At 62.9% G+C, this 18,849-nt stretch carries 15 protein-coding genes; 6 read left to right on the top strand and 9 right to left on the bottom strand.

The window, feature by feature from the left end; translation table 11 throughout:
* Positions 1–26 precede the first annotated feature (26 nt).
* The gene (locus BW967_RS14820; protein ID WP_076485869.1) at positions 27–1,007 is read right to left on the bottom strand and encodes a substrate-binding domain-containing protein; all 981 of its coding nucleotides are present in this window, start codon (positions 1,005–1,007) and stop codon (positions 27–29) included.
* Positions 1,008–1,240: 233 nt separating this feature from the next.
* Between BW967_RS14820 and BW967_RS14815 the strand changes: the two genes are divergently transcribed.
* Positions 1,241–2,287 carry a LacI family DNA-binding transcriptional regulator gene (locus BW967_RS14815; protein ID WP_076485868.1) on the top strand — a complete coding sequence of 349 codons (1,047 nt, stop codon included), beginning with the start codon at positions 1,241–1,243 and terminating at the stop codon, positions 2,285–2,287.
* A 7-nt stretch (positions 2,288–2,294) separates the two neighbouring features.
* Here the strand turns inward: BW967_RS14815 and BW967_RS14810 are convergent, their stop codons facing one another.
* On the bottom strand, positions 2,295–3,785 hold the full coding sequence (locus BW967_RS14810) for a hypothetical protein (RefSeq protein WP_076485867.1): 1,491 nt from the start codon (positions 3,783–3,785) through the stop codon (positions 2,295–2,297).
* A 237-nt stretch (positions 3,786–4,022) separates the two neighbouring features.
* Between BW967_RS14810 and BW967_RS14805 the strand changes: the two genes are divergently transcribed.
* A complete protein-coding gene (locus tag BW967_RS14805; RefSeq protein WP_076485866.1) occupies positions 4,023–4,529 on the top strand; it encodes a DUF1269 domain-containing protein in 507 nt (168 codons plus the stop codon).
* 77 nt (positions 4,530–4,606) lie between these two features.
* On the opposite strand, the gene BW967_RS14800 is transcribed toward BW967_RS14805, so the two are convergent.
* Positions 4,607–4,816: a YgaP family membrane protein gene (locus BW967_RS14800; protein ID WP_076485865.1), complete on the bottom strand. Its 210-nt coding sequence runs from the start codon at positions 4,814–4,816 to the stop codon at positions 4,607–4,609.
* 130 nt (positions 4,817–4,946) lie between these two features.
* Here BW967_RS14800 and BW967_RS14795 point away from each other — a divergent pair, with 130 nt between their 5' ends.
* Positions 4,947–7,379, top strand: coding sequence for a heavy metal translocating P-type ATPase (locus BW967_RS14795; RefSeq protein WP_076485864.1), 2,433 nt, complete (start codon positions 4,947–4,949; stop codon positions 7,377–7,379).
* Positions 7,380–7,498: 119 nt separating this feature from the next.
* Positions 7,499–7,975, top strand: coding sequence for a lytic transglycosylase domain-containing protein (locus BW967_RS14790; RefSeq protein WP_083952279.1), 477 nt, complete (start codon positions 7,499–7,501; stop codon positions 7,973–7,975).
* Positions 7,976–8,008: 33 nt separating this feature from the next.
* On the opposite strand, the gene BW967_RS14785 is transcribed toward BW967_RS14790, so the two are convergent.
* On the bottom strand, positions 8,009–10,516 hold the full coding sequence (locus BW967_RS14785) for an ABC transporter permease (RefSeq protein ID WP_076485863.1): 2,508 nt from the start codon (positions 10,514–10,516) through the stop codon (positions 8,009–8,011).
* Positions 10,513–11,181 (bottom strand): ABC transporter ATP-binding protein, encoded by a 669-nt coding sequence (locus BW967_RS14780; protein ID WP_076485899.1) that lies wholly within the window; start codon positions 11,179–11,181, stop codon positions 10,513–10,515. Before BW967_RS14780 ends, BW967_RS14785 begins: the two co-directional genes overlap by 4 nt.
* 49 nt (positions 11,182–11,230) lie before the next feature.
* Here BW967_RS14780 and BW967_RS14775 point away from each other — a divergent pair, with 49 nt between their 5' ends.
* Positions 11,231–11,878 (top strand): arylesterase, encoded by a 648-nt coding sequence (locus tag BW967_RS14775; RefSeq protein WP_076485862.1) that lies wholly within the window; start codon positions 11,231–11,233, stop codon positions 11,876–11,878.
* 2 nt (positions 11,879–11,880) lie between these two features.
* Here BW967_RS14775 and BW967_RS14770 read toward each other — a convergent pair whose 3' ends face one another.
* The 3 genes from BW967_RS14770 to hemC all read right to left on the bottom strand — a co-directional run bounded on the left by BW967_RS14770 (position 11,881) and on the right by hemC (position 15,534).
* Positions 11,881–13,086, bottom strand: coding sequence for an MFS transporter (locus BW967_RS14770; protein WP_139327844.1), 1,206 nt, complete (start codon positions 13,084–13,086; stop codon positions 11,881–11,883).
* 43 nt (positions 13,087–13,129) lie between these two features.
* Positions 13,130–14,506, bottom strand: coding sequence for an FAD-binding oxidoreductase (locus BW967_RS14765; protein WP_076485860.1), 1,377 nt, complete (start codon positions 14,504–14,506; stop codon positions 13,130–13,132).
* A gap of 80 nt (positions 14,507–14,586) precedes the next feature.
* Positions 14,587–15,534 carry a hydroxymethylbilane synthase gene (gene hemC, locus BW967_RS14760; protein ID WP_076485859.1) on the bottom strand — a complete coding sequence of 316 codons (948 nt, stop codon included), beginning with the start codon at positions 15,532–15,534 and terminating at the stop codon, positions 14,587–14,589.
* Between the two features lie 118 nt (positions 15,535–15,652).
* On the opposite strand from hemC, the gene hemE reads away from it, so the two are divergent.
* A complete protein-coding gene (hemE, locus tag BW967_RS14755) occupies positions 15,653–16,684 on the top strand; it encodes a uroporphyrinogen decarboxylase (RefSeq protein ID WP_076485858.1) in 1,032 nt (343 codons plus the stop codon).
* Between the two features lie 57 nt (positions 16,685–16,741).
* On the opposite strand, the gene BW967_RS14750 is transcribed toward hemE, so the two are convergent.
* Positions 16,742–18,730: a DEAD/DEAH box helicase gene (locus BW967_RS14750; protein ID WP_076485857.1), complete on the bottom strand. Its 1,989-nt coding sequence runs from the start codon at positions 18,728–18,730 to the stop codon at positions 16,742–16,744.
* Positions 18,731–18,849 lie beyond the last annotated feature (119 nt).

The following is an 18,849-nucleotide window of genomic DNA, read 5'->3' as shown; positions in this document are numbered from 1 at the left end:
TCCTGGATGATTGGCTAAGCCCGAGCTTAGAGCCCCTTGTCCGCAAGATCGTCGACAGAGCTGTCGTTCAGTTCCAGCAGGTTATCGGTGATGATGTCACGCCCTTCAAAATCGGGATGCACCACACCAAGGCCCGGAATATCCATGCCATCGGTGATTTCTTCGCCATCGGCCAGCATTTTGCCAAGCGTCACGAAGACCTCACCCGCTTGCGCCGGGTTCCACATATAGCCGCCGGTCAGCACACCTTGGTGCACCATCCGCGCGCCTTGACCCGGCGAGAACGGCCCCACGACGAAGACTTTGCCAGACATCTTCCGCTCATCAATCGCGCGGCCCGCGCCGATCGGCCCTTGCGAACCAAAGCCCAAGAAGCCTTTCAGATCCGGGTTTGCGGCCATCAGGTCGAGCGCGGTTTTGCGGCTTTCATCGACGTTTTCAGCCACGCCGTAGCGGTCCCCCACCGGCTCCAGATCGGGGCGATTTTCGGTCAACCAAGCCACGGCGGCATCCGCCCACGCGTTGTGCAGCGGCACGGTGAGCGAACCCACGTAAACCGCATATTTGCCGGGGCCTTCGATTTTTTCAGACAGAAGTTTGGCATGGGCCTCGCCAAAGCCTTGCGCCGAAGCGAGTTCAAAATCCCAATCAACGTTTTCAAGGCCGGGACCTTCATGCGCGATGACGATGATGCCAGCGTCGCGGGCTTTTTTCAGCACCGGCTCAAGCGCTTTTTCGTCGTTCGGCACAACACCGATCACGTCAACGCCTTTGGCGATCAGGTCTTCAATGGCTTGCACTTGCAGCGCCGGATCCGCCGAGGTCGGACCAATCATTTCGGCGTCCACGCCCAAAGCTTCGGCTTGGCGTTTGATGCCATCTTCCATCGCGTTGAACCACGGAATACCGCCGATCTTCACCACCACACCAATTTCGGTGGCGCTGGCTGCGGTGGCAAATACTGCCGTAAACGCCACTGCGCTGGCGCAGGCGAGAAGCTTCTTCATCTGTTCCTCCCTCGGGCTCATCCACCCGACTCTGACTTCCCCGAACCGCGGGGCTCGGTCGCTGTGCAAACGATTGCGCAAAGGCTCCGAAAAAACGCCCTAGGCCAGCCTCCAAACCAGCTCACGGGCGTAATTGACTTTACGAAGCGTCACATCCAACGCCTGCACAATCGTTGTTGCATATTAAGTCGATTCGGTCTCATCCTGTCAAGGCGACAGTCCCGGACCCAGCAATGAAACCAACCCAAAAACATACCATTCATGACATCGCTATGCGCATCGGCACTTCGGCCTCCACCGTGAGCGCCGCGCTGAATGGTACATGGAAAGCCCGCCGCATCAAAGAAGAGACCGCGCAGCGCATCATCGCGCTTGCACGCGAGATGGGCTATTCGGTGAATTTGCAGGCGCGGGGGCTGCGCACAGCACGCTCTGGGTTGGTGGGGCTGATCTTGCCCGAACACAGCAACCGCTTCTTTTCGGATCTCTCGCAAAGCTTCACCGTGGAGGCACGCGCCCGCAGCCAATGCCCGGTGATCATCGCCACTGCGCGCAAACCGGAAGAAGAGCTTTCCACCGTGCGCGACCTGATGGGCTATTCAATTGATGCGCTTTTTGTGGCAGGCGCTGCCGATCCGAGCCAAATCTCAGATATCTGCCGCGCCGCGCAATTGCCCCATGTGTTCATTGACCAGCCCTGCCCCGGCGCGCCCTCGGTGATCACCGACAATGAAACTGGCGCGCGGCAGTTGACCGAAGCGATCATCGACACGCTCGCCCCCCACTCCCCTGCGCTTGAGGGCACAGGCCGCGAGAAGGTTTATCTGCTGGGTGGCGATGCGCGTTTACATGCCTCCTCGCGCCGAATTGCCGGGTTCCAATCGGCGATCACCGCGCATTTTGGCAAATGTGACGCGGATCAGGTGATTGCCTGCGGCTATGAGCCCGAGGTCGCGCAAACCGAAATACAAGCACTTTACGCGCGCCTTGGCGGCCTGCCTGCGGGGCTTTTTGCCAATTCGATCAATGTCTTTGAAGAGGTTTTGCGGTTCTTGTCGCAACGCCCAGAGATCGAATTGGGTGCGTTCAGCTTGGGGTGCTTCGATTACGAACCTTATGGCGCGCTGTTGCGACTGCCCGTGCATATGGTGCGCCAGCGCCACCTTGAACTGGTTCGCACCGCTTGGGAATTGCTCGACAAGCCGGGCAGCACCGATCTGGTGACGGTCCCGCCCGAATTGTGTTTGGCCCGCCCTCGCAGGCTTCCCCCCGAGGGCTAGGGGCGCTTTACGGCATCATCCCCCCCAAAGCCCCCATCGACATGCCATTCACGGTCGGCACGCCATCGGGACCAAGACCAATCTCCCATTTCAGGCTGCCGTCGGGCGCGCCCTTGGCCAAGCCGCGCATCGCCATCAAGCCCATCGCGCCTTGCTGCACATCGGCGGGGCCTTGTTGCAGCGCGGTCAGAATGGCATCCATGCCCGAAAGCGAAATCACCGCCTCCAAAGCCTGCGGAGCATTCTTTTCCACATCAACCTGCGCCATGACATTGGCATTCAAAGCATAATCTGCGCCCGTGACGTGGCTCGGGTTAAGCCGCAAGGTCATGGTCCCATCTGGCAGCATCGCCGCTCCCATTTGCGGATTAGGCACGTCGCCCGTGCCGCCAGCGGCCAAATCTTCCAAGGCAAGCTTCGCCGCCCCGATAAGGTCAAAGCCTTCTAAGCCGAAATCGAGCCGCACCGTTTGCGGCATCAAAGCGGTGGCCCAGTCCGGCACCACGCCTGCGGGCACGCTCACCCCCGTCACCTCAAACGCTTCGCGTAGCCCCTCCCCGGCGGTGGAGAACTCGACCTCAAACGTCCCGGCATCAGCTTTGACGCTGGTATCTTGAACCTTCAAGGAAAGCGTCGAGAAATCAGCCTTCGTGGCGGCCTGATCCAGCACCGGAAGGGCTGGCAACATCAGCGCCGCCAGCGCTTGCTGTTCGCTCTCAAGGTCTTTGCCTTCGGCATAAAGCGCCTGCAACTTGTTCAACACCGGCAAAAGCGTGTTCCAGCGCAGCCCTTCAATATGGGTCGTGCCGCTCATCCGCGCCATTTCCAGAACGACGGGAACCGGCTCTCCGAAGGGCCTCGATGGCATTGCAAAGCTCTCAGACAACGAGCCAACGCGCGCCTGACCAGTCAGATCAAGCCCATTCGCCCCCTCGCTCACCTGCGTTTGCGCGCGATAATCTGAAAGAACCGCCGTCACTTCCATTTTGTTTGTTTGCCCACGCGGGCTGACGAGCGTCTGCACTTGACGCATGTTGACGCTGGCATAGGCCGTCTGCCAGCCGCGCATGAAGCGCAGCGTTTCATCATAGGTGCCGTTGAACGTGACCCCTTTGAAGACATAATCCGTCACAGCCCCTTCACGCTGCCCCGGGATCACCATGTTCGTCTGCATCGTCACATCTTGCGGCGCGCTGGAGACCTGCCATTGCCCCTCGCCCAGCGGCATTAGATCAAGCTCATAGGCAGACATCGCAAAGGGGGCCGGTGCTGCGTCAGTTTTGGCGGGCAGAACCCGCGCCAGATCAATTTTCAAAACGTAGTGGTCAAAAGCCGGGGTCACCACCACCGCAGGGCCTGCCGGGCCAAGGGCGGCTTGAATCTGCGTTTGCAATGCTTGTGCACCGGGGCCGCTCGCATGCGGGGTTTGCGCCCACCAAACGCCCCAAGCCACCACACCGACCAGAGCGGTGCCGCCCAGCAAATATTTGCCATACATCCCGAAAACTCCTCCCTGAAACGCGTTGCGACTCTTGTCGCTCAGGCGTGAAATCCTGTCCATCGCGCAAACTGGCGCGGCCCCACTCGCGTCACGGTGCCCCTCACACGCCACTGTGATAGCGGCCACAGGAACCTTTGCAGATGTGCATCGTTTCTCTTTCAAACCCGCCTCGGGTCGCATGCCAAGGGGCCCGGGGCGGGCGCGAGCGAAACGCCAGACGCAAAGGAGACAGAGATGTCCGAACTGATCGTGATCGGCTATGACGATGTAGACACCGCCGAAGCCGCCCGCAAAAAACTCTTTGAACTGTCAAACGACTATTACGCCGATGTGGGCGATGCCGTGATTGCCGTGGCTGATGAAAACGGCAAAGTGCATCTGCGCCAGATGGTGAACCCTTGGGCGCTTGGCGCGATGTCAGGCTCTTTTTGGGGACTGTTGATCGGCGCGATCTTCCTCAACCCGCTCTTTGGGATCGTGATTGGCGGGGCGGCTGGGGCTGCGGCCGGGGCGCTCACCGACTACGGGATCCGCGATGATTTCATGAAAGACATCGCCGCCACGCTCGCCCCGGGCCGGGCCGCGCTTTTCATGATGGCGCGCAATCTGACCTCTGACCGGGTGATCACCCATCTGGCCGATTTTGGCGGCACGGTGCTGCGCACCAATCTGAGTTCGACCGATGAAGCCAAACTGCGTGAGATTTTCGTGCAAGCCCAAAAGCTTGATCACGCCGCCTGATCCACCTCACATCAAAAATGAAAGGGCGGGATCTTCCCGCCCTTTCCTTTGTCTGCGACTGAGTCCGAAAAGGCAGATTATTTCGCCTCAAACGCACAGCCGGTTTTGAAGCCGAGCTTGCCCAGCACCATCGCGGCGGGACAAAAGCCGGTGAAGGCGGATTGGATCAGGTTCACACCGATGAAAACGGTGAACCACAGGAAGTAGGTGGACACGGTCCAAGTCAGGATCACGCTGACAAGAACCATGATGCCGGCGAAGACAAGAACGGCACGATCAAGGGTCATGGGAAGGCTCCGGTTGGAATGAATGCTTACCTTCAGCTAGCATTCACCATACTCAAATTCAAGTTGCAGAATGTATTCACTGCTTGACCTCTACGGGCCCTGCGGCAAGTGAAAGGCAAAGGGGATCGGTATGGCCAGCACGAAATTCATCGTTGAGGGGATGCATTGCGGCGCCTGCACGGGCCGGGTGGAGCGCGCGCTTGCCGCAGAACCGGGCGTGCAAAGCGCCGCAGCAAACCTTGTCGCGCGCTCGGTGCGGGTGGAGTTTGATACACCCGCCACTGCTGCCGGGCTGACGCAAGCCTTGGCAAAAGCTGGCTACCCGGTGGCTGAGGCTGAAACGAAATTGGCTATTGAGGGCATGAGTTGCGCAAGTTGCGCGAGCCGGGTGGAACGTGCATTGGCCGAAACCCCCGGCGTTTTATCTGCCGCCGTCAACTTGGCCACGCAAACCGCGACGGTGACCTATGCCCAAGGCGCGATTGCACCATCGGAACTAGCGCAAGTGGTAACAGAAGCGGGCTACCCAGCCCGCACCATCACCGAAGCCATGCCCGCCGCGCCGATGGCAGAACGTCAGGCGCAGGAAGCCGCCAAGCTAAAGAGCCAATTCCTCCTCTCCGCCATCCTCACCGCGCCGGTCTTCTTTTTGGCGATGGGGCCGCATCTCTACCCGCCGCTGCACCACATTTTGGCCCGCGCGATGGGCGAGGATTGGATGCAAAATATCCAATTCCTTTTCACCACGCTGGTGCTGGCCTTCCCGGGCCGTGTGTTTTTGCGCCTTGGCCTCCCCGCGCTGCTGCGCCTTGCGCCCGAGATGAACTCGCTTGTCGCGCTGGGGGCGCTGGCCGCCTATCTTTATTCTGCCGTCGTCGTGCTGGTGCCGGGGCTTTTGCCCCCCGGCACGCTGGATGTGTATTTTGAAGCGGCAGCGGTGATCGTTACGCTCATCTTGCTTGGCCGCTGGCTTGAGGCGCGCGCCAAAGGCCAAGCCGGGGCAGCGATTTCGCGGCTGGTCGCGCTGCGACCCAGTTCGGCGCGGGTGGAGCGGGAGGGCACCACGATCTCGCTCCCGGTCGAGGAACTTGCCCCCGGCGATATTGTGCTTTTGGCGCCGGGCGAACGCATCGCCGTGGATGGCATCGTGACCGAAGGCACCGGCTTTATTGATGAAAGCATGCTGACGGGCGAACCCGTGCCGGTTGAAAAAGTGCCGGGCAGCCCCGTCACGGGCGGCACGGTCAATGGCACGGCGGCGCTTTCTTTCCGCGTTACCGCGACGAGGGGCGATACGGTGCTGTCGCGCATCATCGCCTTGGTCGAAGAGGCGCAGGGGCAAAAGCTCCCCGTGCAGGCACTGGTCGATAAAGTCACCCGCGTCTTCGTGCCTGTGGTGATGGCGCTTTCCACCCTCACCTTCCTGATTTGGTTCGCCGCAGGCCAAAGCTTTGCGGCATCGCTCGTCGCTGCGATTTCGGTGATGATCATCGCCTGCCCCTGCGCGATGGGGCTCGCCACCCCGGTCTCGATCTTGGTTGGCACCGGGCGCGGCGCGGAGCTTGGGCTTTTATTCCGGCGTGGCGATGCGCTGCAACGCTTGGCCGAAGTGAAGACGGTCGCCTTTGACAAAACAGGCACGCTGACCGAAGGGCGGCCCGAACTCACAGGGCTCCATCTGGCCACCGATATGAGCGAAGATGATCTGCTCCGCCTTGCGGCTGGGGCCGAGGCGCGCTCGGAACACCCGCTCGCCCATGCGATTGTGGAGGCCGCCAAAGCCCGCGGCCTCGCCCCCGCCCGTGCGCGCAAAGTCACCGCGACACCGGGGCGTGGGCTCTCTGCAGAAGTCGACGGGCAGCAAATTTTGCTCGGCAACCGCGCGGCACTGACCGAGGCAGGCGTTGAAACGGCCCCCCTTTCCCTCGCCGCAGAAAACTTTGCCAGCGCGGGCAAAACCCCGGTTTTGGTGGCACTTGATGGCCAACCTATCGGGGTACTCGCCCTGTCTGACCCGCCCAAAGATCACGCCGCCGAGGCGGTGAGCACGCTCAAGGCGCAAAACCTCCAAGTGGCGATGATCTCGGGGGATGCGCAGGCCACAGCGCAAGCGGTCGCGCGCGATCTCGGCATTGATCGCGTCACCGCCGAAGTGCTGCCTGCGGGCAAGGTGGACGCCGTCACGGCCCTCAAAACCCAAGGCGCAGTCGCTTTTGTGGGCGATGGCATCAATGATGCCCCCGCGCTCGCCGCCGCCGATGTCGGGCTTGCGCTTGGCTCTGGCACCGATGTCGCGATTGAGGCCGCAGAGGTGGTGATCACGGGGGCAGATCCGCGCGGCGCGGCGCGTGCGGTTACGCTTTCACGCGCGGTGATGCGCAACATCAAGCAAAACCTGTTCTGGGCGTTTGCCTATAACACCGCGCTAATCCCTGTGGCGATGGGCGTTTTGGTGCCTTTTGGCGGGCCGGGGCTGTCCCCCATGCTGGCTGCGGGGGCGATGTCTTTGTCCTCCGTTTTCGTGGTCACCAACGCGCTGCGATTGCGCCGCGCCGCCAGTTGATCGGCAAAGCTCCGCGCATCGCCACGCCCCGGCCTTGATTTTTGCTCGCCCGAAAGCCTTCACGCGCGTATCACGATTGAAATGATCACGTGATCATGCGTCACGATTTTGGAGGCTTCATGGTAACGCGCCGCTCGCTTCTTCTTGGGATGACCGCCCTTGGCGCCCTTTCCGCCTGTGGTGCGGGACGGGAATCCACCAAATCTCCGCGCGCTGACCTTCTCAATCTTTATCCCGGCGAAACGCCCGCGCTGCGCGCCAAGATCAACCATTGGGCGGATCATTATGGCGTGCCGCGCTCGCTCGTGCACCGCGTCGTCCAGCGTGAAAGCGATTATAACACCGCGGCGCGCAATGGCCCCTATTACGGGCTGATGCAGATCCTGCCGCAAACCGCACGCGGGATGGGGTTTGAGGGCGAGGCGATGGCGCTTCTCGATGCGGATACCAACCTGAAATACGGTGTGAAATATCTGCGCGGGGCGTGGATGTGTGCCGATGGCGACGAGCAAACCGCCGTCATGTGGTACGCGCGCGGCTATTATTATGAGGCTAAGCGGCGCGGGATCTTGTACGAAACCGGGCTACGCACCTGAGTAAGTGGGGGCGCGCGATACGCCCCCCACCCCTTATTCCTGCGCACGCAACACCCGCGCCGGCCGCGCTGCAAGCGGACGCAGGGCGAAAAGGGTGCCCGCCAGCAACACCGCAGCCATACCGCCCGCAATGACCAAAAGCGCTGCCAGCGCATCAAAGCGGAAGCTGCTCTCCATCACCAACACCAGCACCGCCCAACCAGCCAGCGCGCCCACACCCACAGCGATGATCCCCGCCGCCGCGCCCATCAGCGCCGCCCGCAAAGCGAATGAGCGCAAAATCAGCCCGCGCGTTGCGCCAAGCGTTTTAAGAAGCGCCGCTTCGCGCGCGCGCGCCTCTTCGCCCGAAGCCGCCGCGCCTAGAAGCACCGCAAAGCCCGTCACCAGCGTGACGGAGGCCGCCAAGCCCACAGCGGTCGCAATCGAGCCCAAAGCCTCGCTCACCCGGCTCAGCGCCTCGCGCACCGGCACGGCGGTCACGGTCGGAAATTCTTGCGCCATCAACCGCAACAGCCCCGCCTCCGTTTCCGGCGGCGCATAGACGGTGGCAAGGTCGGTGTGCGGCGCGCTTGAAAGCGTGGCCGCATCAAAGGTCAGCACGAAGCCAATCCCCATGGTCGAGAAATCTACGTTCCGGAACGAGGTAATCTCAGCGACGATATCGCGGCCCAAAATGTTCACCGTCAGCTTATCGCCCAGCTTTAAGCCGAGTTCCGTCGCCTCTTCTTGCGAGACAGACACCAGCGGCGGGCCGGTATAGCCCTCGGGCCACCATTCGCCTGCGGTCAGCTCTTCACGCGGGGTTTCGGCAAAGGTCACGCCCCGGTCACCGCGCAGCACCCAATGTTCGCCCGCCACCTCGCGTGCGTTTTGCCCGTTGATCTCGGTCACGATGCCGCGCAGCATCGGCACGGTATCAATCCGGCTCACGCCCTCTTGCGCCATCAGCCGGTCCACCAGCGCCGCACGCTCGGGCGGCGGGATGTCGAGCAGGAAGAAGGCAGGGGCCTGTTGCGGCAGTTCTTGCGCAATCGCCCCACGCAGCCCGCTTTGCACCTGCGCCACGGCGGAAAGCACCGTGAGCCCCAGCCCAAGCGCCAAAATCACCGCGGTCGCCTCTGACCTTGGCGCGCCAATCGCGGCGAGCGCCGCATGAAGCGCCGGGCGGCGCGAGGTGCGCGAGGCAAAGCGGCGCGCCAGCGCGCGAATGCCCATCGCGGCAAGCGCCAGCAGCACCAACGCGCCCGCCACCCCGCCAAGGGTCACAAGCGTTAGCGTGGGCAGGCCCGAAAACAGCACCGCCGCCAAAACCAAAGCCGCCGTCAGCCCGGCAATGATCGCCAAGAACCCTAGCGGCGGCAGGCCCCGGCGCGGTTTCTCTGCCTCGCGGTAGAGCGTGGCTGCGCGCAATTCAGAGAGCCGCGCTAGGGGCCACAGCGCAAAGATCGCCGCCGTGAGCGCGCCATAGATCGCCGCCTCATAGAGCGGGCGAGCCGAAAGGCTAACCTCCACCGGCACCGGCATTGCATCGGCAATCAGCCCGCGCGCGACGAAAACGGCGCCGCCGCCCAAGGCAAGCCCCGCCGCCACACCCACGGTGGTGAGCACCGCAAGCTGTATCAGGAAAGCGCCCCGGATCGTCGTGCCCGAGGCGCCAAGTGCGCGCAAAGTGGCGATGGTCGCAGCCTTGCGCGCAATCCATGCCTGCACAGTGGCCGAAATACCCACACCGCCGACAGCCAGCCCTGCCAGCCCCACAAGCACTAAGAACGAACTGAGCCTGTCGGTGAACCGCTCAATCGAAGGGGCCGCGCGGGTCTCATCGGCCCATTTCATGCCCGCGCCCGCAAAGCGCTCTTCCGCTGCCCGGCTAAGGGCATTTAGGCTCGTGCCTTCGGGTAAAAGCACCCGGTATTTCGTTTCATAAAGCGTGCCGGGGGCCAAAAGCGGCGTGCCTTCCAGCGCCGAAAGCGCCACAACCGAGCGCGCCCCAAAGGCCATACCGGCGCTCGCGGCATCGGGCTCGCGGACCAGTCGCGCCATCAATACGAAGGTTTCACCGCCGATTTTGAACGTATCCCCCGGTTGCAACCCCAAACGGTCTGCCAAAACCGGGTCGAGGAAGGCACCGGGCACACCGCCCTGCCCCGCCAAAGCCGCGACGCCCACGGGCGGGTCAAGCTGCGCCTGCCCCAAAAGCGGCCACGCGCCATCCACCGCTTTCAACTGCGTCAGCGCGGTTTCAGAGCCGTCTTCCAGCGCCGCCATGGAGCGCATTTCGACCACTTCGGAAAAGGCGCGCGCATTGGCCACGATCCAATCGCGTTCTTCAGGCGTAGCGCGGCGATAGGTGAATTCCATCTCTGCCTGACCACCAAGCATAGTGGAGCCTTCGGCGGCCAAGCCTGCTTTAATCGCCTCGCGCACCTCACCCACGGCGGTGATCGCGGCAACGCCCAGCATCAGACACAAAAGAAAAATGCGAAAGCCGCGCAGCCCCCCGCGCAATTCGGCACGCGCAATCCGAACAGCGAGGCTCATTCGAGCACCCCATCGGCAAGCCGCACCAACCGCCCGCAACGCTCGGCCAGATCGGCAGCATGGGTCACCAGCACAAGCGTGGCCCCAGTTTGCGCTTGCAGATCAAATAACAACTCAATGATCGCGGCGCCGTTCTTGGCGTCCAAATTCCCCGTTGGCTCATCGGCGAGCAGGATCGCGGGGCGCGGAGCAACGGCACGCGCCAAAGCCACGCGCTGCTGTTCGCCGCCCGACATTTCAGAGGGGTAATGGTGGTGGCGATGCCCCAAACCCACCCGATCCAATTCCGCCATCGCGCGGGCCTGCGCATCGGGCTGGCCCGCAATTTCCAAAGGCAGGGCAACGTTTTCGAGTGCGGTCATTGTGGGGACAAGGTGGAAAGATTGAAACACAATCCCCATATTCCCTCTGCGGAAGCGGGCCAGATCATCTTCGCCCATCGCGGTCAGATCCTGCCCCAAAGCGGTGACCTTGCCCCCGGTGGCGCGTTCCAGCCCGCCCATCAACATCAGGAGCGACGACTTGCCCGAGCCAGACGGCCCCACCAGCCCCACGCTTTCCCCCTTAGCGACCGAAAGCGTGATCCCGCGCAAAATCTCTACGGGGCCTGCGTTTCCGGCCAAAGTCAGCCGCGCATCATCAAGGGAGAGAACCGTGTCGGTCATGAAAACCTGCCTGTCATTGCTTTCAAGGGCATATGGGGTCCGCAGCGGCATGGGCAAGGCTTTGGCAGCCGGATTGGTCAGCGCTTCCCTTGCGTCAACGGCGGCGGCAGAGCCCATCACGCTGCTTGCGGTGGGCGATAGCCTCACCCAAGGCTATGGGTTAAACCCCGGCGAGGGGTTGGTGCCGCAATTGCAAGGCTGGTTGCAAGCGCGTGGCGCTGACGTGAACGTGATCAATGCGGGCGTCTCTGGCGACACCACATCGGGCGGGCGGGCGCGGCTTGGCTGGTCGCTCACACCCGAGGTGGATGCGGTGATGATCGCCCTTGGCGGCAATGATATGCTGCGCGGCCAGCCTCCCGCCAAGGCACGCGAAAACCTTGATGCGATGCTGGCCGAGGTCACGGCCAAGGGCCTGCCCGCCGCGCTGGTGGGGTTGCAGGCGCCGGGCAATTACGGGGCCGCCTATCAGGAGGCGTTCAATGCGATCTGGCCAGAGCTTGGCGCGCAATACGGTGCTGTGGTGGTGGATAACCTGCTCGGCCCGATTGCCGCGCAAAGCCCCGAAGAGCGCGCGGCCCAAGGCTTGATGCAGGCCGATGGTATTCACCCCTCCGCCAAAGGGGTGGTGCTGGTCGTCGAGGCCTTGGGGCCGAAGGTGTTGGAACTGCTTGATCGGGTAACGCCCGACAGCTGAGATCAGCGCCGCCGGTCGAGCACAATCAGCAGCGTCGCACCGGTCAGGGCCAGCCCCGCGCCAATGAAGGCCGCAAGCCCGTAGCCCACGGCCAAGGTGGTCCCCAGCGCAAACGAAGCCGCAGAGAAACCATCGCCGGCGAGCTTTTGCAACGCCATAAGCGAGGCCCCCGCACCGGGGCGATCCCCCATCAGGTCTTGCAGATAGGCCATTGGTTGGGTGAGCACGATCGCCCCACCAATCGCGCCGGAGATCGTCAGCACCCAAACGGCGGGGCTTTCCGCCAAAATCGGAATCCCCGCAAGGTGGATCGCGTAAAGCACCGTGCCGATGAAGATGAACCATGTCTGGCGAATGCGCCCAATCATGAAGGGCAATGCCAGCATGAAGGGCACCTCTAGCCCCGCCATGATCCCGGCATAAAGCGCGGTATCAGACGCGCCACGATAGGGAATGCCCGCGAAGACGAGCCCCACAACCACCATGTACAGCATCACCGCGCCGTTGATTGTGCCAAGGGCCAGAACCCGGACCAGCACCTTGGGATGCGCAATTTCACGCAGCGACGCGCGGAAACTAAGGCCCGAAGGCGCATCCGACCAAGCCGTGGCCCCATCACGCGGCCAAAACGCCCAAGTCAGCCCCAAGATCAGCACCGCAAAGGCAAGGCAGACCGGGTAAATCACGGTCAGCGGCGTGTCGCCGCGAAACACGACCGACCAGATCGGCAAGACGATGATCCACGGCAGGGCAAAGAGCGCACGCAGGGTGGAAAGCACCGCCGGGCGCTCCGCCTCTGGGCAGGTGGAGGCCGCGAGCCGCGCGAGGGCAAAGACCTGCCCAAAGATTGCACCGGACACGGGCAGGATCAGCGCATGGGCCAGAATGAAAACGGGCGCGATGGGGAAAAACGTCACCAAGGCCGTGCCAAGCGTGAGCGCCCCGCTCACGATTAGCGCGATACGGCGGCGGTTCGCGCGTTGATCGGCGCGGATGCCAAAGGAAACCGAGGCCGCCACCCCCACGAAGGACGCCACCACCAACAGCACCGAAAAGGCGTGATCGCTCATCCCAAAGCGGGTCACTGCCAGCATTGAAACATAGGGCACAAGCGTGGCGATATGCGCGCCAAACAGCGCAATCAGCGCCGCGGCAAGGCGCAGTGCGGGCACGCGGAAGATAGGGCGGAACGGGGCGGATAGGCTCATGATCGCGCGATCCATGCCCCCTGACGCGCCCAGTTTCAAGAGCCTATGGCAAAACCTTGCCGGGGTTCAAAATCCCCTTCGGGTCGAGCGCGGCCTTGATCGCCGCCATCATCTGCACCGCAACCGGGTCTTTATGCGCGGCCATCGTGGCGCGTTTGGAGATCCCCACCCCATGTTCGGCAGAGAAACTGCCGTTCAGCGCCATCGCCTCTTCATTCACCGCCGCGCGGATCGCTTTTCCCAAAGCGGCATCCGAGCGGCTGGGATAGGCGGTGTAATGCAGGTTGCCATCGCCCAGATGGCCAATCACCAATTCCCCGGCCTGCGGGTCCAACGCCATCAGGCGCGGGGTCATGCGGTCAAGGAAGGACTGCAACAGATCAAGCGGCAGAGCAATGTCGCAATCCACAATATCGGGGGTGGTGAAGGTGATCTCGGCCGCCGTTTCGCGCATCTCCCAAAGCTTGCGGCGCTGCGCGGTGGAATGGGCCACCACGGCCTCGGTCACGCGGCCCTGCTCCATCGCCTCAAAAAGCGTGGCCTCAAGTTGCGCCACCGGATCAGCCCCGGGCACGGTGGTCGCGGTTTCGATCAGCACATTGACGGGTTGCGGCGGGAACGGGCAGGCCAGCGCAGGTTTGGCCTTTGCAAGCCGCTCCATATAGGTGTCGGGCATATATTCAAACGCCTCAACCGCGCCGCCGCTGCCCTTTTGCACGGCATTCAAAATCGTGAGCGCATCGTCCAAACTGGGCAGGCCGATCAGCGCCGTCGCATAGGCCGTGGGCGCAGGCGTGAGTTTGAGCACCGCGGCGGTGATGATGCCAAGCGTGCCTTCCGCGCCAATCATCAAATCGCGCAGGTCGTAACCCGTGTTGTCTTTGTGCAGCCCAGTGAGCCCGTTCCAAATCCGGCCATCGGCCAGCACGACCTCTAGCCCCAAACAGAGCGCACGCGCCGAGCCATAGCGCACCACATTCGACCCGCCCGCATTGGTGGACAAAAAGCCCCCCACCATCGCCGAGCCTTTGGCCCCAAAGGTCAGCGGGAACGCCAGATCGTGCTGCGCGGCCAGATCATGCAGGGTTTCCAGCACCACGCCCGCCTCGGCCACCACCACCCGCGCGGCGGGGTTGATCTCGCGCACCCGGTTCAGGCGTGAAAGCGAGATCATCAGCGCGCCTTCGGCAAAGGTGCCGCCATTTAGCCCGGTATTTCCGCCCACGGGGACAACCTTGGTGCCGGTTTCATGCGCCAATTGCAAAAGCGCCGAAACCTCTGCCGTTGTGCCGGGGCGCACCACGGCCATGGGGGTCCAAGTATAATGGCACGTCCATTCGCGGCCAAAGCCCGCCGCCTCGGCCCCGGTCAGCACATGGGTGGGGCCGACAATCTCAGCAAGGCGGGCGATCAGATCCATGGCGGGTGTCCTTGAAATGCAGCGGGCCGGAGGCTGCCCTGCGGCAAACCTCCGGCCCGAAAGGGTTTATCGTCGTGGGCTTAGCAGCGCCAGCTAAAGAAATCAGCCGGGGCCGAGGCCAGCATCCGGCGCGCAAGCTCTTCGCCAAGCGCTTCGCCATCGGTCGCCGGACCACGAATGGCATCGGCAATCGCTTCCGAGCCATCGGGACGCAAAATCTCGCCACGCAGCCAGATTTGATCGCCTTCAAGGATCGACAGACCCGCAATCGGCGTCTCGCACGACCCATCCAGTGTGCGCAGGAAGGCGCGCTCACAGGCAAGGCGCAACCCCGACGGGCCATCCATCAGCGGCAGCAGCAGCTCAGCGCAACGCTCATCGGCGATGCGGCGTTCGATCCCGATGCAGCCCTGCGCCACGGCGGGCAGCATGTCTTCCGGCTCAATCGAAGATTTCGCCACATCGGACATGCCAAGGCGGTTCAAACCGGCCCGCGCCAAGAAGGTGGCATCGGCCACGCCGTCTTCGAGCTTTTTCATCCGGGTTTGCACATTGCCCCGGAACTCCACCATTTTCAGGTCCGGGCGACGATAGGCAAGCTGCGCACGGCGGCGCAGCGACGAGGTTCCGACAACAGCGCCTTCGGGCAGCGCGTCAAGCGAGTCGTATTTGAGCGAAACGAAAGCGTCGCGGGTATCTTCACGCGGCAAATAGCAGTTGAGGATCAGGCCTTCGGGCTGCACCGTCGGCATATCTTTCATCGAATGGACGGCAATATCGATGCCACCATCGACCATCGCCTCTTCGATTTCTTTGGTGAAAAGGCCTTTGCCTCCCACCTCTTTCAGCGGTTTGTCCGCTGCAATCAAAGAGGCATTGTCGCCCGAGGTCTTAATGACCACGATCTCAAACGCCTCTTCAGGCAAATCATGCGCGGCCATGAGCCGCGAACGGGTCTCGTAGGCTTGCGCGAGCGCCAGAGGGCTGCCGCGGGTGCCGATCTTCAGCGGGGCGTTGGGCGAGGGCATCTGTTCCATACACTTGGCATATCCGCGTCAGATTGCCCGCGCAAGCTTTACAACTGTCAACAAGACTTGACATTCAGCCGCAGGGGGCGATGAAAGGGAGTAAGTGAAGGAGGCCCCCATGACCGACAAGACGATCCTGCGCGCCCTGAAGGGCGAAGTACTTCCCACGCCGCCGGTGTGGCTGATGCGGCAGGCGGGCCGCTACCTGCCCGAATACCGTGCGACCCGCGCGCAGGCAGGCGACTTCCTCAGCCTGTGCTACACGCCCGATCTGGCCGCCGAAGTGACGCTGCAGCCGATCCGCCGCTTTGGCTTTGATGCGGCGATCCTGTTTGCCGACATCTTGCTGTTGCCGCAAGCCTTGGGTGCGGACCTTTGGTTTGAAACGGGCGAAGGCCCGCGCATGTCCACCACCACCGATATGGCTGGTGTGAATGCGCTCAAAGGCAAAGACGACATCCACGACAAGCTCGCCCCGGTCTACGAGACCTGCAAAATCCTGTCGCGTGAACTGCCCAAAGAAACCACCTTCATCGGTTTCGCCGGCATGCCCTGGACCGTGGCGACCTATATGATTGCCGGCCGTGGCTCCAAAGACCAAGCCGCCGCGCACAAACTCAAAGACACCGACCGGGCCGCCTTTGTCGCGCTGCTTGATAAAGTGACCGATGCGACGATCGAATATCTGTCGAAACAGGTCGAAGCGGGCTGTGAAGTCGTCAAGCTGTTTGACAGCTGGGCGGGCAGCCTGAAGGGCCAGGATTTTGACGATTTCGCGGTGGAACCGGCGAAACGCATTACCTCGGAACTCAAAGCTCGCTTCCCGGGCCTTCCGGTCATCGCCTTCCCGCGTGAAGCGGGTGACGGCTACATCGGCTTTGCCAAGAAAACCGGGGCCGATTGTGTGGCGATTGACAACTCCGTCTCGCCCGAATGGGCAGCCGCCAATGTGCAAAAAGACGGCTGTGTGCAGGGCAACCTTGATCCGTCCTACATGATCACCGGCGGCGATGCGCTGGTGCAGGCCACGAAAGATGTTGTCGCCGCGTTCAAAAACGGCCCGCATATCTTCAACCTCGGCCACGGCATCACGCCCGAAGCCGATCCGGAAAACGTCACGCTGCTGATGGAAACCATCCGCAACGGTTAAGCTGCGGTCGGGGAGACCAAAGCGAAAGGGGGCCAAGCGGCCCCCTTTTTTATTTCCTTACGCTTTGCGCGGTTTCTTGGGCCCCGGCTTGCCTGCGCCTGCAGGTTTGCCACCCGGCTTTCCTGCGGGTTTCGCGCCGTATTTTGCCTTCGGCTTGCCCTCTTTTGCGGCGGCACCGCCATGGCCACCTTCGCGCGCCCAAGGGGCGGCCTTGCGGCCTTTCGCGGGCGCGCCTTCGCCGAATTTGCGGGCCGGGCGTTCTGCGCGCTCCTGGCGCTCGCCACCTTCGCTGCGGTCTTCGCGCGGCGGGCCTTTGCGATGCGGTTTCGGGCTACGCGGCTTGTCGCCAAAGCTTTTGCCGCCATAGGGTTTGCGGTCGCCGCGGTCGCCACGATCCCCGCCCTTACCGGCCCAGCGGGCAGGCTTCGGACCGGGCCGATCCAGCCCGGCAGGTGCTTCGGCCAGCGGCTCGACGGTGCATTTGTCTTCCATGACCATCGACGGCGCGAGCCCGGCTTCGAACTTGGCCGCCGCCGATTCATGGATTTGCACGAAGGTATGATCTTCCATCACCCGGATCATGCCAATGTCGCGGCGCGTCAGATCACCCGCGCGGCACAGCATCGGCAAAAGCCATTTCGGATCGACCCATTGATCGTGGCCCATCGACAGACGATAGAACCGCGCCGCACCAAATTCTTCGCGTGCACGCGGTTTCGGGCCTTCGCCCACCGTCATCGGCACGATGTCTTCGGGCGCGGTGCGCGCAGCCCGGAAATGGCGCAGCACCGCCGCCGCCAATTGCTTGGGCGGGAAGGCCGAGACAAGGCGCTCGACCGCGTCAAATTCTTCGGCGGTGACCGGCGCCACCAGACCCGGCTCTTGCAGCATGCGCTCTTCATCGCGCGCCAAGATGGCCTCCGGCGTCGGCGCGGTGTCCCAGTTCACGGCCACGCCCGCTTCGCGGATCAGCCGTTCTGCCTTGGCGCGAATATTCGCGGGCACGACGATGGCCGAAAGCCCTTTGCGACCAGCACGCCCGGTGCGGCCAGACCGGTGCAAAAGCCCTTCGCGGTTCATCGGCAGATCAGCGTGAATCACCAATTCCAAGCCCGGCAGGTCGATCCCGCGCGCGGCCACATCGGTCGCAATACAGACCCGCGCCCGGCCATCGCGCATCATTTGCAGCGCGCGGGAGCGTTCGTCTTGCGTCAGTTCCCCAGACAAGGCGACGACCGAGAATCCCCGGTTCAAAAGCCGCCCCGTCAGGTGCGCCACGGCGGCGCGGGTCGAGCAAAACACAATCGCACGCTCCGCTTCATGGAAGCGCAGCAGGTTGACGATGGCGTTTTCCCGATCCGAGCGGTCGACCAAGAAGGCGCGATAATCAATATCGGCATGGCTTTCGCGCGCAGCGATGGTGGAGATTCGCTCCGCCTCGCGCTGGAAGGTGCCTGCCATCCGCTCAATCTCGCGCGGCACGGTGGCCGAGAACATCAGCGTGCGGCGGCTTTCCGGCGCAGCTTCGAGAATGAATTCAAGGTCTTCACGAAAGCCCATGTCGAGCATTTCATCGGCTTCGTCGAGCACAACAACCGAAAGCGCCGCCAGATCCAGCGCGCCACGGCGGATGTGGTCGCAAATCCGGCCCGGGGTGCCGACAACGATATGCGCGCCGCGTTCAAGCGCACGGCGTTCCGACCGGGCATCCATGCCGCCAACGGCCCCCGCGATCACGGCACCGGCTCCCGCGTAAAGCCAGCTCAACTCCCGGCTCACCTGCATCGCCAATTCGCGCGTCGGGGCCACCACCAGCGCACGCGGCAGATCTGGATAAGGCGAAATCCCCGCCTCGCCCATCAATTCGCCCGCCATCGCCAGACCAAAAGCCACGGTTTTGCCCGAGCCCGTCTGCGCCGAGACCAACAGATCGCGCCCGGCGATCTCGGGCTTCGTCACCGCCTCCTGCACCGGCGTGAGGGCTTCATAGCCCTTCGCAGCCAACGCCTGTGACAGCGCGGCGGGAAGATGGGGGAACTCGGTCATGGGGGGAAGGCTTTCACTAGAGCGGAAAGCGCGGCTTCTACGCCCCTTTGCCTTAAAAAGAAAGCCTGTTGTGCAGAATGGGTGAAAATATCCGCACAAACTGTCGCGCAACGGGAAGC

Source organism: Rhodobacter aestuarii (assembly GCF_900156655.1).
GTDB lineage: Bacteria > Pseudomonadota > Alphaproteobacteria > Rhodobacterales > Rhodobacteraceae > Rhodobacter > Rhodobacter aestuarii.
This window is presented reverse-complemented; position numbering and strand designations above follow the sequence as displayed.

Excerpts from the sequence above, each read along its gene's own strand:
- BW967_RS14820 (WP_076485869.1), bottom strand. The coding sequence starts at position 1,007 with ATGAAGAAGCTTCTCGCCTGCGCCAGCGCAGTGGCGTTTACGGCAGTA.
- BW967_RS14815 (WP_076485868.1), top strand. The coding sequence starts at position 1,241 with ATGAAACCAACCCAAAAACATACCATTCATGACATCGCTATGCGCATC.
- BW967_RS14810 (WP_076485867.1), bottom strand. The coding sequence starts at position 3,785 with ATGTATGGCAAATATTTGCTGGGCGGCACCGCTCTGGTCGGTGTGGTG.
- BW967_RS14805 (WP_076485866.1), top strand. The coding sequence starts at position 4,023 with ATGTCCGAACTGATCGTGATCGGCTATGACGATGTAGACACCGCCGAA.
- BW967_RS14800 (WP_076485865.1), bottom strand. The coding sequence starts at position 4,816 with ATGACCCTTGATCGTGCCGTTCTTGTCTTCGCCGGCATCATGGTTCTT.
- BW967_RS14795 (WP_076485864.1), top strand. The coding sequence starts at position 4,947 with ATGGCCAGCACGAAATTCATCGTTGAGGGGATGCATTGCGGCGCCTGC.
- BW967_RS14790 (WP_083952279.1), top strand. The coding sequence starts at position 7,499 with ATGGTAACGCGCCGCTCGCTTCTTCTTGGGATGACCGCCCTTGGCGCC.
- BW967_RS14785 (WP_076485863.1), bottom strand. The coding sequence starts at position 10,516 with ATGAGCCTCGCTGTTCGGATTGCGCGTGCCGAATTGCGCGGGGGGCTG.
- BW967_RS14780 (WP_076485899.1), bottom strand. The coding sequence starts at position 11,181 with ATGACCGACACGGTTCTCTCCCTTGATGATGCGCGGCTGACTTTGGCC.
- BW967_RS14775 (WP_076485862.1), top strand. The coding sequence starts at position 11,231 with ATGGGCAAGGCTTTGGCAGCCGGATTGGTCAGCGCTTCCCTTGCGTCA.
- BW967_RS14770 (WP_139327844.1), bottom strand. The coding sequence starts at position 13,086 with ATGAGCCTATCCGCCCCGTTCCGCCCTATCTTCCGCGTGCCCGCACTG.
- BW967_RS14765 (WP_076485860.1), bottom strand. The coding sequence starts at position 14,506 with ATGGATCTGATCGCCCGCCTTGCTGAGATTGTCGGCCCCACCCATGTG.
- hemC (WP_076485859.1), bottom strand. The coding sequence starts at position 15,534 with ATGCCCTCGCCCAACGCCCCGCTGAAGATCGGCACCCGCGGCAGCCCT.
- hemE (WP_076485858.1), top strand. The coding sequence starts at position 15,653 with ATGACCGACAAGACGATCCTGCGCGCCCTGAAGGGCGAAGTACTTCCC.
- BW967_RS14750 (WP_076485857.1), bottom strand. The coding sequence starts at position 18,730 with ATGACCGAGTTCCCCCATCTTCCCGCCGCGCTGTCACAGGCGTTGGCT.